The organism is Ulvibacterium sp. (assembly GCF_028285715.1).
GTDB lineage: Bacteria > Bacteroidota > Bacteroidia > Flavobacteriales > Flavobacteriaceae > Ulvibacterium.
The window spans coordinates 382,318-396,924 of record NZ_JANQOO010000020.1; the positions used below are offsets into that span (position 1 = coordinate 382,318).

Annotated in this window: 8 protein-coding genes; 5 read left to right on the forward strand and 3 right to left on the reverse strand. The window is 42.6% G+C overall.

Annotation, left to right across the window (positions count from 1 at the left end; all coding sequences use genetic code 11):
• Positions 1-4 precede the first annotated feature (4 nt).
• Positions 5-2,509: a gliding motility-associated C-terminal domain-containing protein gene (locus Q0993_RS13070; protein ID WP_299533650.1), complete on the reverse strand. Its 2,505-nt coding sequence runs from the start codon at positions 2,507-2,509 to the stop codon at positions 5-7.
• A gap of 35 nt (positions 2,510-2,544) precedes the next feature.
• Here Q0993_RS13070 and Q0993_RS13075 point away from each other — a divergent pair, with 35 nt between their 5' ends.
• The gene (locus Q0993_RS13075) at positions 2,545-4,230 is read left to right on the forward strand and encodes a glutamine--tRNA ligase/YqeY domain fusion protein (RefSeq protein ID WP_299533653.1); all 1,686 of its coding nucleotides are present in this window, start codon (positions 2,545-2,547) and stop codon (positions 4,228-4,230) included.
• A 252-nt stretch (positions 4,231-4,482) separates the two neighbouring features.
• The gene (locus Q0993_RS13080) at positions 4,483-5,760 is read left to right on the forward strand and encodes a POTRA domain-containing protein (protein ID WP_299533655.1); all 1,278 of its coding nucleotides are present in this window, start codon (positions 4,483-4,485) and stop codon (positions 5,758-5,760) included.
• A 76-nt stretch (positions 5,761-5,836) separates the two neighbouring features.
• Here the strand turns inward: Q0993_RS13080 and Q0993_RS13085 are convergent, their stop codons facing one another.
• Together Q0993_RS13085 and gltX are read right to left on the reverse strand one after the other, a co-directional pair.
• Complete coding sequence (locus tag Q0993_RS13085; RefSeq protein ID WP_299533657.1) at positions 5,837-6,766, reverse strand: SPFH domain-containing protein; 930 nt, start codon at positions 6,764-6,766, stop codon at positions 5,837-5,839.
• A gap of 157 nt (positions 6,767-6,923) precedes the next feature.
• Entirely contained in the window at positions 6,924-8,429 is a 1,506-nt protein-coding gene (gene gltX / locus Q0993_RS13090; RefSeq protein ID WP_299533660.1) for a glutamate--tRNA ligase, read from the reverse strand.
• 323 nt (positions 8,430-8,752) lie between these two features.
• Between gltX and Q0993_RS13095 the strand changes: the two genes are divergently transcribed.
• Genes Q0993_RS13095 through mnmG form a run of 3 tightly spaced genes read left to right on the forward strand, consistent with a single transcriptional unit; the run spans position 8,753 to position 14,492 of the window.
• Positions 8,753-12,205: a hypothetical protein gene (locus Q0993_RS13095; protein ID WP_299533662.1), complete on the forward strand. Its 3,453-nt coding sequence runs from the start codon at positions 8,753-8,755 to the stop codon at positions 12,203-12,205.
• Entirely contained in the window at positions 12,198-12,620 is a 423-nt protein-coding gene (ybeY, locus tag Q0993_RS13100) for an rRNA maturation RNase YbeY (RefSeq protein WP_299533665.1), read from the forward strand. Before Q0993_RS13095 ends, ybeY begins: the two co-directional genes overlap by 8 nt.
• 3 nt (positions 12,621-12,623) lie before the next feature.
• On the forward strand, positions 12,624-14,492 hold the full coding sequence (gene mnmG / locus Q0993_RS13105) for a tRNA uridine-5-carboxymethylaminomethyl(34) synthesis enzyme MnmG (protein WP_299533667.1): 1,869 nt from the start codon (positions 12,624-12,626) through the stop codon (positions 14,490-14,492).
• Positions 14,493-14,607 lie beyond the last annotated feature (115 nt).

Below are 14,607 nucleotides of genomic sequence, written 5' to 3' on the forward strand. Positions count from 1 at the left end.
TCGGTTATCGAATAACAGTTATCGTACCCTGTTTAAGGGTTTCGTTTGCGTTTCTTATGATATAATAAAATACCATGTTCTGTTTTGGAAAACTCATTGAAGATGAAGGCCAATCGTTCTGGTAGCCAAGCTCATTTATGAGTTCAATCCCTTTATCATTATAGATAATAACGCTTACATCGGACTGATTTGCGTAGGAATTGGGAAGTATCCATTGATCATTAAATCCATCTGCATTTGGAGTAATTACATTGGGTACTTTAAAAGTATCGAGATACTCTACGGTAACCTCCCTGGTTACTTCACAATTGTCTATGTTGGCCATGAGCATATAGGTCCCTTCTGTAGTAAATGTCACGGAAGCGCCGCTACTTATTTCCACATTGTTGGAATCGTACCAGCGATATGCAGTACCCCCACTTGCCGTTACTGTTCTTGAGGTCCCTTCTGGGAAGATGACATCCCCGGAAGGATCCAAAGTAATTAGGTCGGGATCTAAAGGTGAAATGGTAATCTCATTGGAGGTCAATGGACAACCATCACGATTCAGTACCAAACGGTATGTTCCTGGTTGGGCTATGTCCAATGACGTATTTGTGGTATTTACCCCATTGCCATCCCTTTGCCATTCGAAGCTCTCCCCGGTAAGGTCGGTTGTGGTACTTAGGGTTATTTGCTCCGAGCCGCTGCAAAAGACAGTGTTTGTTGTGCTTATTTCTAGGATTTCGGAAGATAACAGCTGTACTGAAAGCGCTTCGGTGAAAATGGTATTATCATCTAAGGCTCCTTCTAGTGTATAACTTCCATTTTCCGAAGGATCGGTAAGGCTGATGTTTCTAGAAATCTCGCCAGAGAGCAATACACCATCCCTGCGCCAGCGATATACAAATTGGGATGCCAATTGTGAGGTGACATCTAGGGTACTACTGTCGGCCAGAACGGCATTAATGCTACTAATGTCTAGAACGACACTAGTGTTTTCACAGGCGGTATAGGCATCGGCATAGTCGATTGTTGCCTCAAAGGAAACGGGAGAGACCAAGGTGCTGGAAGCACTGCTTATGGTCGTTGAGGCGCATGCCCCTCCGGTTTGGGTGACCTCGACATAATAGCTCCCGGTTTCATCGGCATCGAAAGAACTATTTGTGGCCCCACTAATAGGGCTACCATCCCTAAACCATTGAAATGTTGGGGTATTGGCATCTGTGGTAACACTCAAGGTCTGAGTCTGGCCGGGTAGTATGATCATATTGGCCGGATTATCCCTAGTAACCGTAAATGCGCCAATGTTAGTCATTGTGACCGACGAAGATAACTCGGTACAGATTCCAGCCCCTGAAACTTCAATTTGATAATCCCCTTCAAAACCAGTGGCTGAAGCGTCTACCGTATACGATGTAGAAGTAGCCCCTGATAGTGCTACGCCGTCTTTATACCATTGATAGGAGTAGGTTCCATCGGTGATGGTAGAAGTCAAGGTTTCCGTTTCCCCACTACATAAAGCTGTTTTGGATGGCGGATTAATGGCGATACCTGGACTGCTTCCAGTATTGATCATGATAATATTGGACTCGGTACTGGCAGCTCCCGAACATTCGGGACCATAATCTATTAGTACAAAGAATGCGGCGTTAGTCGAAGTTGTGAGAGACGGCCCTCTTTCACCAATGATCGGTGAGCCACTTCGATACCAAATATACTGATAGGTGTTTAGCAATGCAGGTGCAATATTGTCTACGGTCAAGGTCACTGAATCTCCATCACAAACTTGCAAGGTGCCTGGTGTTGAACCATCACCATTGGGGCTAATGTGAAGATTGGATGTAAAGTCCATATAGTACATATTGTAAGGGTCGGAGGGCGGACTTGTACTAACTGGATTGGTGCTCCTTACCCGGATTCTGTATCCCTGGCCTCTGGTATCCGTTGGAATGGAAAATTCAAATCCAGGATCTTGAACCTCCGCTTCATCGGCACTGCGAGCCAATTCCACTGGGCTGCTAAAATCACCGGTCGAATCAGAAAGTTCCAGGATAAATTCGTTGCCCGCATTGGGGCTACCGGCCCAGCTTACATTGGCGAAAAATTGGTTAAAACCGGCATTTGCACATATAGTGTAACCTTTAGAGTCGCCAGGTAGGTTGGGATTGTCGGCCGGTTCGGGGGCGTTGATTACAATTTGGGCCGAGACTTGCGATGCACACAGTAATAGAAATGCAGCCAGTAGGCTAAACGGATGGGACAAAAGTTTGCGTTTCATAAGTAGTTGTCGTTTTAGGGGATTTCGGAACTTATCGGCACTTGTAATACTCAATAAACTCCCGGCATCCATAGTTAATAAACCATGGTCTTGGCGCTGCCCCGTATTTCTGACAATTCCATAGTATTCAACAACAAATATGTCATATAATTGAGTGGTGGGGAATTTAATGTTGTAGGGAGGATTAAATATGTTGTGAAACATGATATTCGCAAGGTGATCGCTTTTAATGCCCTGTTCTAAAGGCATTTTTCCTAATTTTGTGCTTCCAAAATGAGCATGGTATGGACGAGACGACCAAATCCCTGAACTTTATAGAGCATATCATCGAAGAAGACCTAGAAAAAGGCTTCCCCAGCGAAGCCTTGCGCTTTCGGTTCCCACCGGAACCCAATGGATACCTCCATATTGGGCATGCCAGCTCCATCTGCCTTAATTTTGGACTGGGACTTCGATACAATGCTCCGGTCAACTTGAGATTCGATGACACGAACCCTACAAAGGAGGAACAGGAATATGTAGACGCCATAAAACGGGATGTAGAATGGTTAGGATATAAGTGGGATACCGAACGGTATGCCTCTGACTACTTCCAACAACTATATGATTGGGCCGTGCAACTGATAGGAGAAGGAAAGGCTTATGTAGATAGTCAGTCTTCCGAGGAAATGGCAATTCAAAAAGGCACTCCTACGGAGCCGGGAGTCAACAGTCCATATCGAGACCGATCGGTTGAGGAGAATTTGGAGCTATTTGAAGGAATGAAACGTGGTGATTTTGAAGAAGGCACCCATGTACTAAGGGCAAAGATTGACATGGCCTCTTCCAATATGCTCATGCGTGACCCCATTATGTATCGAATACTACATAAAGCACACCACAGAACAAATACCGATTGGTGTATTTATCCTATGTACGATTGGACGCATGGTGAGAGCGATTATGTTGAACAGGTTTCGCATTCCCTATGTACCCTGGAATTTCTGCCACATCGTGAACTCTATGATTGGTTTTTGGACCAAGTTGTGGATTCCAACAAATTCCGCCCGAAACAACGTGAGTTTGCCCGTAGGAATTTAAGTCATACAGTTGTGAGCAAAAGGAAGTTGTTGCAATTGGTGGAAAATGGAGTAGTGGATGGATGGAATGATCCTAGGATGCCTACGATTTCAGGATTGCGTAGGAGAGGCTATACCCCAGAATCCATTCGAAACTTCGCTGAGACTATTGGCATTGCAAAAAGGGATAATTTGGTCGATGTGTCTTTATTGGAATTTCATGTCAGGGAACACCTAAACAAGATTGCACCAAGAGTAATGGCCGTTTTGGATCCTTTGAAAGTGGTAATTACTAATTATCCAGAGGGCAACGAGGAGTGGTTAGATGCCGAAAATAATCCTGAGGATACATCTGCCGGCAGTAGAAAGGTTCCGTTTTCAAAAGAGATTTACATAGAAAGAGCAGATTTCCGTGAAGAGGCTAATAGAAAGTTCTTTAGACTAAAACTGGGAGGGGAAGTACGCCTAAAGAACGCCTATATCATTAAGGCCGAAAGTTGTACGAAGGACGCTGCAGGCAATATCACCGAAGTTCAGTGTACTTATGATTCCAAGAGCAAAAGCGGTAGCGATACAGAGGAGAGCTTGCGAAAAGTAAAAGGGACGCTTCATTGGGTCTCCATACAACATGCAGTAGACGCAGAGGTGCGTTTATATGACCGTCTCTTTACTCATGAAAGTCCGGATACCCAAAAGGACAAGGATTTTATGGATTTCATCAATCCTGATTCACTTCAAAAGGTGACCGGCTTTCTCGAACCAAGCCTAAGGGATGTTGTGGTTGGCGACAGGTTCCAGTTCCAACGCCTAGGCTATTTTAATGTGGATTCTGATTCCACCCCGGAAAATTTGGTATTTAACAGAACAGTTCCGTTGCGGGATACTTGGGCAAAAATTAACCAGGACAAATAACATAGAAGTTTCTTATCCCAACGAATATATCAATTGGTATTTTCGATGAAAACCTACTTATTTTAAGGATGTTTAAAGACGTTGTGGAATCTTCCGGTATACTTTCCTTTGACCGTCCTCGAACCTTGCTCTTTAGCCGTTTAATTGAAGATTCTAATAAAATCTTTTGAATTTTGTATGGAATACTCGTTTCACTCGTCTTAGTGATACATGGGCATACATTTTCTGGCTGTCCACGTACATATCTTTACGATGAAAAGGATACTACTGTTGTTATTTTTTGCGGGCACCGCCTTGGGAAATGCCCAGGACCTATTGGTAACGGAACTTGATTTCATGGGGTTACAACGGACTAAGGAATCCTTTTTGCGACGTCTGGTAAAAGTGAAACCTGGTACTCCGTATGATTCGCTCAAAGTCGTTGGCGATATTGAGCGTTTGAAACGGCTTCCGGGAATTGCCAATGCCACCCATAAGTTAAAGGTTGAAGATCATAATGTAATCATTACCTATATTATTGAAGAAAACTTTACACTTATTCCTGGGCTTAGAATCGCTACCGCAAACGACGGTAGCTTTGCCTATAGGATTTCTGCTTTTGAGTTCAATCTGTTCGGAAACAATCAGTTGCTTGGAGGATTTTATGAAAGAAACGTTTTTGATTCTTACGGTTTTTTCTGGGAGCATCCCTTTCTATTTAGTGATAAAGTGGGTATCGGGTTCAGCTATCAGGATGTAACTACACAAGAGCCCATTTTTTTTGAAGAGGGCACTAAGGACTATCGTTTCAATTCTGAAATGTTCGAGGGAAAGTTCATTTTCTCTTTTAATTTTAACCATGAGGCGGAATTAGGAGCGAGTTGGGTAAGGGAATCGTATCTATTTGAGGGAGAGGATGCTATACCCAATAGACCCCTTGAACTTGATGCGGACAAGATAAACTATCGGTTGGCGTACAGATATGTGGATTTGGATATCGACTATCAATATTTTGATGGGGTTCTGAACGAGTTTACCGGACAGTATATTCAGTTTTTAAGCGGGGATGAGCCTGCAGAGAATTTTCTAAGATCATTCCTGTCCCTCAGGAACGACTTTATTTACTATAAGAAACTGGGAAAAGGAGGAAATTGGGCCAGTAGGTTTCGCTTGGCGGCTGCCATTGGCAATGAGGATTCGCCATTCGCCCCTTTTACTTTGGACAATCAGCTCAATATTCGTGGGGTTGGAAACACTGTGGATCGGGGTACTGCCGCTATTGTATTGAACACGGAGTATAGACACACATTTTATGAACGAGGCTGGTTTGTGGTGCAAGGAAATGCTTTTATCGATGCTGGGTCATGGAGGACCCCGGGAGAGGATTTCTCACAATTGTTTGATGGATCTTCAACTAGACTATACCCAGGATTGGGTTTTCGTTTAATTCACAAACGAATTTTTAATGCCGTATTCCGATTGGATTATGGTTTTGGTATAGGAAATAATGCTACCAACGGTATTGTATTTGGCATTGGCCAATATTTTTAAAATCGAGTTGGAAGTATTATAAAAATGGCCAGGACTTTATCCTGACCATTTTTATAGGGTATTCTTTTATTCTTTATTAGTCCTCCCTCTTTTTTGGATTTGTCTTTTTCATTTGCTCACCGATCATATTGCTGGCCGTGAAAGAGGCTACCATATTATTCAGCATATCACTACCTGCTTGTGGGGAATTGGGCAATAGGATAAGATTGGTGTTCGTCTCTTCACCGATAGATTGTAGGGTGTCATAATGTTGCGTAACCACAATCAGTGCGGAAGCTTCCTGTGAATTGATGCCCACCTTATTCAAAACCTCTACGGACTCCTCAAGACCACGCGCAATTTCCCGACGCTGATCGGCGATACCTTGACCCTGAAGGCGTTTGCTCTCGGCTTCGGCCTTGGCTTTTTCAACAATCAATATCCGAGCGGCATCCCCTTCGAATTGAGCCGCGATTTTTTCGCGCTCCGAGGCATTGATTCGGTTCATGGCCTCCTTTACTTGAGAATCCGGATCAATATCGGTGACTAAGGTCTTGATAATGTCATAACCATATTCGGACATATATTCCTGTAGCTCGCGCTTTACGGCGATGGCAATGTCGTCTTTTTTTACAAACACATCGTCCAACTTCATTTTGGGAACCTCGGCCCGAACAACGTCAAAGACAAAGGAAGTGATTTGATCATGGGGATATTCCAGTTTATAGAAGGCATCATAAACTTTATCGCGTATTACTACATATTGTACGGACACCTTAATCTTTACAAAAACATCATCCAAGGTCTTGGTTTCAATGATGACATCGAGTTGTTGGATTTTAAGACTTAACCGTCCGGCAATGCGGTCAACCAAGGGAATCTTCATTTGCAAACCCGAATTTCGAATACTTTGAAAGCGCCCAAAACGCTCAATGACCACGGAGGTCTGTTGCTTGACGATAAAAAAAGAGGAAAAAAGGATGATGAGTCCAACAAATACTAATGGAATGAATAGGAAACTGCCCATGGTGGTAGATTTTAGTTAATGGATTGAATTTACAAAAAACGTTGTGTTTATATGTAGGTTTTTCACGAAGATTGTTACAAACCATAGTTCTCTACAGAAAAGGTTTGATTGTAAATGAAGCCCCAAATATGAATTACCAAAATTTGATTTGGATTAACTACAAGCTTGAAATTGCATGTTGGATTCTATCCGCAGTTTCCACCTTGCCAATAAGCTCCATAATATCAAATAAATGCGGCCCTTTTAGGTCTCCAACGAGGGCCAGGCGAAGAGGTGCCATTACTTGCCCAAAGGACAGGCCCTCCTTGGTAATCCAAGTTTTTACGGAGCTTTCTATCTTTTCTGAATTGAAATCATCAACAGATTCAATAACAGGTACCAAACGGCCCATAATTTGCGGGGTATTTTCTTTCCACTGCTTTCTCGAGGCCTTTTCATCGTAGGTCTTAGGAGCTTCAAAAAAATAATTGCCCAATTCCCAGAAGTCCGAAATAAAAGATGCCCGTTCCTTGATGAGGGAAATCACTTTTTGTAGGTACGCTTCGGATTTGCCAAAATCTGCGCCCTTTTTGACAATAAGTGCCTCCCGGAATAAGCCGACCAATGCTGCATCTTTTGTTTTTTGAAGGTATTGTTGATTGTACCACTTGGTCTTTTCAGGGTCAAAACGCGCTCCGGATTTATTTACGCGCTCCAAGCTAAAGGCATCCACCAATTCCTTTAAAGAAAAAAGCTCCTGTTCCGTACCGGGATTCCAGCCTAACAGAGCCAAAAAGTTAATGACCGCCTCTGGAAAATAACCTCCTTCCCTATAGCCGACAGATTCGTTCCAGGACAAGGGAAAAACAGGAAAACCCATTTTCTCCCCATCTCTTTTACTAAGCTTCCCCTTGCCCACAGGTTTCATAATTAAGGGCAAATGCGCAAACTGTGGAGCCTCCCACTGGAAGGCATTGTAGAGCAATTGATGCAGTGCCATGGAGGGTAGCCACTCCTCTCCACGGATAACATGGGAGATTTCCATTAAATGGTCATCTACAATGTTGGCCAGATGGTAGGTGGGCATACCATCGCTTTTGAAGAGGACCTTATCATCCAAAACGTTGGTATCTATCTCAATTTCACCGCGAATTGTATCTTTAAGTATCAGTTTTTCGTTTTGGGGCGATAAAAACCGAATCACATAATCCCTTCCGGAACTTAGATTTTTTTGGACTTTTTCTGGGGTCATGGATAATGAATTACTCAATTTAAGGCGATTATGCCAATTGTAGATGAACGTTTTTCCTTTGGCTTCATGATCCTTCCGATGGAAATCCAATGCTTCAGATGTGTCAAAGGCATAATACGCCTTTCCTTTTTGGATAAGCTCCTCCGCATACTTTTTATAAGTGGATTTTCGCTCACTTTGACGATAGGGACCGAAACCACCATTTTTTCCGGGACCTTCATCAAAGGGGATGCCGCACCAATTCAAGGCCTCCACAATGTAGTCCTCCGCCCCTTTTACAAAACGATTTTGATCGGTATCCTCAATGCGAAGGATAAAATCGCCTTTGTGTTTTTTGGCAAATAAATAGTTGAATAGAGCGGTGCGTACACCGCCGATATGAAGCGGTCCCGTGGGACTGGGTGCAAAGCGGACGCGGATTCTTTTTTCCATCCATCAAAGGTATAAAAAGAGGGATAGTCACCAAAGAGGTATATAATCTTGTAGGGAATATTGGAAGGTGGAATTTTAAATCGGCATAGAAGTGAATTAAATGTGGCTTACTGCGAAATATCGGAAATCATTAGAAATGAATTTTTGGGAATTTTTAGGGCTCGCGGATGAAAATACCAATAACCTTATTTTGTTATAATCATATTTGAAGAGGTAGTGGATATGTCCGGAAGTGTAAATGAGGGCGTACATGTTTTACCTTTTAACAAATTTTTGATGACAAAATTTCGGATAACAAGTATCTTGGTGGTATATATAGTAGTTTGAGTACATATCAGAACATATTGGAAAAGCTGAACCAGTTTACAAAACGGTTCTATACCAAAATGTTGATACAAGGCAGTTTGGTATTCCTGGCACTTGGACTTCTGTTTCTTATGGTGATTTTGGCCGTAGAGTATTTTCTATGGCTGGGTTCCACAGGCCGTTTTGTACTGTTTTTCATCTTTTTGGGCATAGAGCTCTTTCTATTTTATAGATTTATGTTTATGCCTTTGCTTTATTTGTTGCGATTAAAAAGGGGAATAAGCAACAAGGAAGCTTCCTTGTTGATTGGAAAGCATTTTCCGGACGTAGATGACAAGCTATACAATTTGTTGGATTTGGCCGAGAACAGGGCCCAATCTGAGCTGCTTTTGGCGAGTATTGAGCAGCGCTCCCAGAGTTTGAAGCCTATACCCTTTGTTGCTGCGTTGGATTTTAGGGAGAGCTTTAGATATGCCAAGTATTTGATATTGCCTGCTTTAATCTTTGGGTTAATATGGCTGTCCGGGAACCTCTCGGAGTTTTTTGGGTCTTATAAAAGAATGGTCAATTATGATATGGCGTATGAACCTCCTGCTCCTTTTGTATTCCAACTGCTCTCTGATGATTTAAACGTTTTGGAAAACGAGGCTTTTACTGTAAGGGTGAGTACTGAAGGAAACGTAAGGCCAGAGAATGTTCAAATTGTAATAGATGGAAGGGAGATGCTTTTACAGGAAGTGGATGGGATGTTCCAATATGAGTTCTTTCCCCCTTTGAGGCAGACAGAGTTTTATTTTACAGCCAATAATGTAAAGTCTAGGACATATACGCTTAATGTATTGGAAGTTCCAGCGATTCAGGATTTTAAAATGGTTTTGGATTATCCGGGTTATACGGGCAAGGCATCGGAGACCGTAAAAAGCACAGGGAATGCAACCTTTCCAGAGGGAACTAAGGTTACGTGGAGTATTACATCTGAGAACACGGAGCAAATAGACCTGCATATTTCGGATACTAACCTAACCCTTGCAAAATCGGAGGATGACTTTAGTTTATCCAAAAGAGTGTATCATAATTTGTCGTATCAACTTTCTACATCCAATGGAAATATTAGGGATTTCGAAACTCTGGAGTATCGTTTTAGGGTGGTTAGGGACGCTTATCCGGAGATTAGGGTCAACCAGGTGTTGGATTCATTGAATCCTAATATTTCCTATTATTTTGGGGAGGTGACGGATGATTATAAGGTGACGGACATCACCCTTGTGTGTTATCCTGATGATGATACTAAGAAAAGAACGATTTTGGAACTTGTTAAGCCGAACGCTGACTTCGAGCAATTTTATTATACTTTCCCATCGGGTCTCGCATTAGAACCAGGCAAGGCCTATAGTTTTTATTTTGAGGCTACGGATAACGATGCCATTCACAAGGGTAAATCCACTAAAAGCCAAATTTTCTCTACAGTAGTTTTGAACCAAGACGAGTTGAGAAACAAGGAATTGGAGTCCCAGCAAGCTATCATACGGAACTTGGACACTTCATTGGAGGAATTTAAAGAACAGAAGGAGGTTTTAAGGGATTTGAGTAAGGAGCAAAAGGAAAAGCAAGAGCTAAATTTCAACGATCAAAACCAAGTTAGGGATTTTCTTAAAAAGCAGCAGCAGCAGGAAGCTCTGATGAATAAGTTCAGTAGGCAACTTAAGGAAAATTTGGAAAAGGATGAAAAGGATAACGGGTTGAAAGAGCTGTTGAAAGAGCGATTGGAGCGACAGGAACTGGAAGCTAAAAGGAATGAGAAGCTTTTGGAAGAGCTTTCCAAGATTTCGGATAAAATCAAAAAAGAAGAGTTGACCAAACGCTTGGAAGAGCTAGGCAAGAAACAACGGAACAGTGAGCGGAATCTGGAGCAGTTGTTAGAACTGACCAAACGCTATTACGTCACGGAAAAGGTGAGGCAATTAGCCAAGGATTTGAGGCAATTAGCCAAGGAACAGGACACGTTGAGTGATTTGGAGATAGGCAAGGATTTCTCCAAAGAGGAGCAGAGGTCTTTGAATGAGGAGTTTGAAAGGTTGGCCGAGGATATGGATGAGATTAAACGGGACAATGAGGACTTGAAAAAACCGTTGAAACTGAATTTTGATGAAAAGGGCAAAGAGTCCGTCAAAGAAGATCAGAAGGACGCCTTGAGGGAAATGGAAAAACTAGGGGAAGAGAATAAACCTGCGGATCAAGGGGCTGATGCACAAAGCGCAAAAAATGCCAAGAAAAAGCAAAAATCGGCAGCTAGAAAAATAAGGGAAATGAGTCAGGCATTGGAACAATCGGCGTCTGGGGCAGGGGGTTCTACCATTACCGAGGATGCTGAAATGTTACGCCAAATTTTGGACAATTTGGTAACATTTTCGTTTAAGCAAGAGAGCTTACATGACGCATTGGAGGAATCCGAATCTGAAATAGCACAGTTCGGCAGTACCATTAGAAAACAACGGGAATTACGAAATTTATTCGAGCACGTGGATGATAGTCTGTTTGCACTTTCCTTGAGACGCGCGGAGCTATCGGAGTTTGTTAACGAGCAAATTACGGAGGTGTACTACAATATGGACCGAACTTTGGAGAGTATTTCCGAAAATCAAATCTACCAGGGTGTATCCTATCAGAAGTATGTATTGAACGCGTCAAATGGTTTGGCAGATTTTTTGGCGAAGCTATTGGATAATATGCAGGAAAGCATGATGTCTGGGTCTGGTTCGGGACAGGGAAATGATTTTCAGTTACCCGATATCATAAAGGGTCAGGGCGAATTGAAGGAGAAAATGGAAGGAATGGGGAAGTCAGGTCAGGGTAAATCGCAACAAGGAGAGGGCGAAGGGGAAAAGGGCGAAGGCCAAAATGGAGAAGGGAGGGAGCCTGGTGAAGGGGAATCGGAATCCGAAGGCCGTTCTGGAAAATCTTCGCAGAATTCCGAAAAAGGGGGAAGTAGGAACGGTAATGGGAAGGGTGACAATGAGGGCAATGGAAAGCAGGGTGATGCATTGGGAGAAGAGGAGTTGCGTGAAATTTATGAAATCTATAAGGAACAACAGCTTCTACGGGAGCAGTTGGAGAAGCAGTTGGAGAATATGATTAATAACAGCGATAGAAGGTTGGGGGAGAAGCTACTGAAGCAAATGGAGGATTTTGAAAATGACCTGTTGAGAAATGGAATTACGGAACGGACAATAGACAAAGCCAACACATTGGAATATGAGCTTTTGAAATTGGAAAATGCGGCCCTTAAGCAGGGTAAGAAAGAAACGAGGGAAGGTAGGACCAATCGAGAGTCGTTTAGTAACCCAAAATTGGCAAGACCTAATTTGCCTGAGAATTATAATAACGAAATAGAAATATTAAATCGCCAAGCCTTACCTTTGCGCCGCAATTTTCAGAACAAGGTTAGGGAGTATTTTAAAAGCGATGATTGAGTTTTATTTTGAGACGGATTTTGAGCTTGAGGATAGAGATCGATATGCCAGGTGGGTGGACCAGATTGCAAATTCGGAAGATAGAGAGATAGGAGAGCTTTCCTTTGTATTTTGTAACGATAATTATTTGTTGGAGATTAACCAGAAGTTTTTGCATCATGACACGTTCACAGATGTGATTACTTTTGATTATTCCGATGGAGTCTCCGTGTCAGGGGATATTTTTATTTCAATCGAAAGACTGAAAGAAAATTCCTATAAATTTAAGGTTTCTTTGGAAGAGGAATTACAAAGGGTAATGGCCCACGGAGTATTGCATTTATTGGGATATGATGACAAGACCGACGAGGATTTTAAAAGAATGCAAGGGAAGGAAGACGAAAAAATAAAATTGTTTCACGTGGAACAATGGTAGAGTATGTTTCAGGAAAGATATGATATAATAGTAGTGGGGGGTGGCCATGCCGGGGCAGAAGCTGCCGCCGCCGCTGCTAACATGGGTTCTGCCACGTTGTTGGTGACCATGAACCTACAGACTATAGGACAGATGTCCTGTAACCCGGCAATGGGAGGTATTGCCAAGGGCCAGATAGTCAGGGAAATTGATGCCTTGGGCGGATATAGCGGAGTAGTAACTGATAAATCCGCTATTCAGTTCAAGATGTTGAATAAGTCTAAGGGTCCCGCCATGTGGAGCCCTAGAGCACAGAACGATCGAATGCGATTTGCAGAGGAATGGCGCCTTGCATTGGAGGCAACACCTAATTTGGATTTTTACCAGGAAATGGTTCAGGGACTTTTGGTAGAAGAAAATAAGGTTGTGGGTGTAAGGACTTCGTTGGGCATTGATATTAAGGGAAGGGCGGTTGTTTTGACAAACGGAACATTCCTAAATGGGCTTATTCACATTGGGGACAAACAATTTGGTGGTGGAAGGGCCGGAGAAAGAGCCGCTACTGGAATAACGGAGCAATTGACCGATTTTGGTTTCGATAGCGGACGTATGAAGACGGGCACGCCACCAAGGGTAGATGGACGATCTTTGGATTATTCCAAGATGATTGTCCAACCCGGAGATTCCGATCCTGAGAAGTTCTCATATTTAGATACCCGATCGTTGGAGACGCAAAGGGACTGTCATATGACATACACCAGTCAGAAGGTTCATAATTTATTGCGGGAGGGTTTTGATCGATCTCCAATGTTCAATGGGCGAATTAAAAGTATTGGACCGAGGTACTGTCCTTCTATTGAGGACAAAATCAATCGATTTGCCGGAAAGGATAGGCATCAAATTTTCGTGGAACCTGAGGGCTGGCATACAGTGGAGGTTTATGTCAACGGATTTTCTACGTCCTTGCCTGAAGACATTCAATATAGGGCCTTGAAATTGGTTGAGGGTTTTGAAGATGTTAAATTTTTCAGGCCGGGATATGCTATTGAGTATGATTATTTTCCACCGACGCAATTACGGCACACTTTGGAAACAAAGATTTGTGAGAATCTTTATTTTGCTGGACAGATTAATGGAACTACCGGATATGAGGAGGCCGCCTCACAGGGGCTCATGGCGGGAATCAACGCCCATTTAAAGATTTCTGAAAAGGAACCGTTGGTATTAAAAAGAGATGAAGCCTATATTGGGGTATTGATTGATGATTTGATTACAAAAGGTACGGAAGAGCCGTATCGTATGTTTACCTCGCGTGCTGAATACCGAACCTTATTACGTCAGGATAATGCGGATTTACGGTTGACTCCCAAAGGATATTCCATTGGTCTTGCCAAGGAGAATCGTCTACGCAGAATGGAAGAAAAGCGGAATAAATCCAGTGCCTTTGTCTCATTTTTTCAGGATACAAGTGTAAAACCAGAAGACATCAACCCTATCTTAGAGGTTTTAGATTCGGCACCCGTCAAGCAATCGGATAAGATGTTCAAGGTTTTCTCAAGGCCTAAGGTCACTATGAATCACATGCTGCAATTGGACGCTGTCTCGGATTTTGTTGTAGAGAACAATTTGGATAGGGAAGTTTTGGAACAAACCGAAATTCAGGTAAAATACTCGGGATACATTGCCAAGGAAAAGAACAATGCCGACAAATTAAATCGACTGGAAAACGTTCGGATTCCTGAGAATTTTGATTATTCCAAGTTAAAATCACTGTCTTTTGAGGCCCGAGAGAAACTGGAATTTATTCGTCCCGTAACCATATCGCAAGCATCTCGCATCAGTGGAGTGTCGCCATCGGACATAAGCGTTTTATTAGTGTTTCTAGGGCGTTGACTCACAAATGTTCCACGTGGAACATTTTGAAGAAACAATGGTTTTTCAAAAACTTGCTTCAGATTCAGATTTCCTAAGAAGTGGTCTTGGGACGGATTCCATAGAATGTAGAATT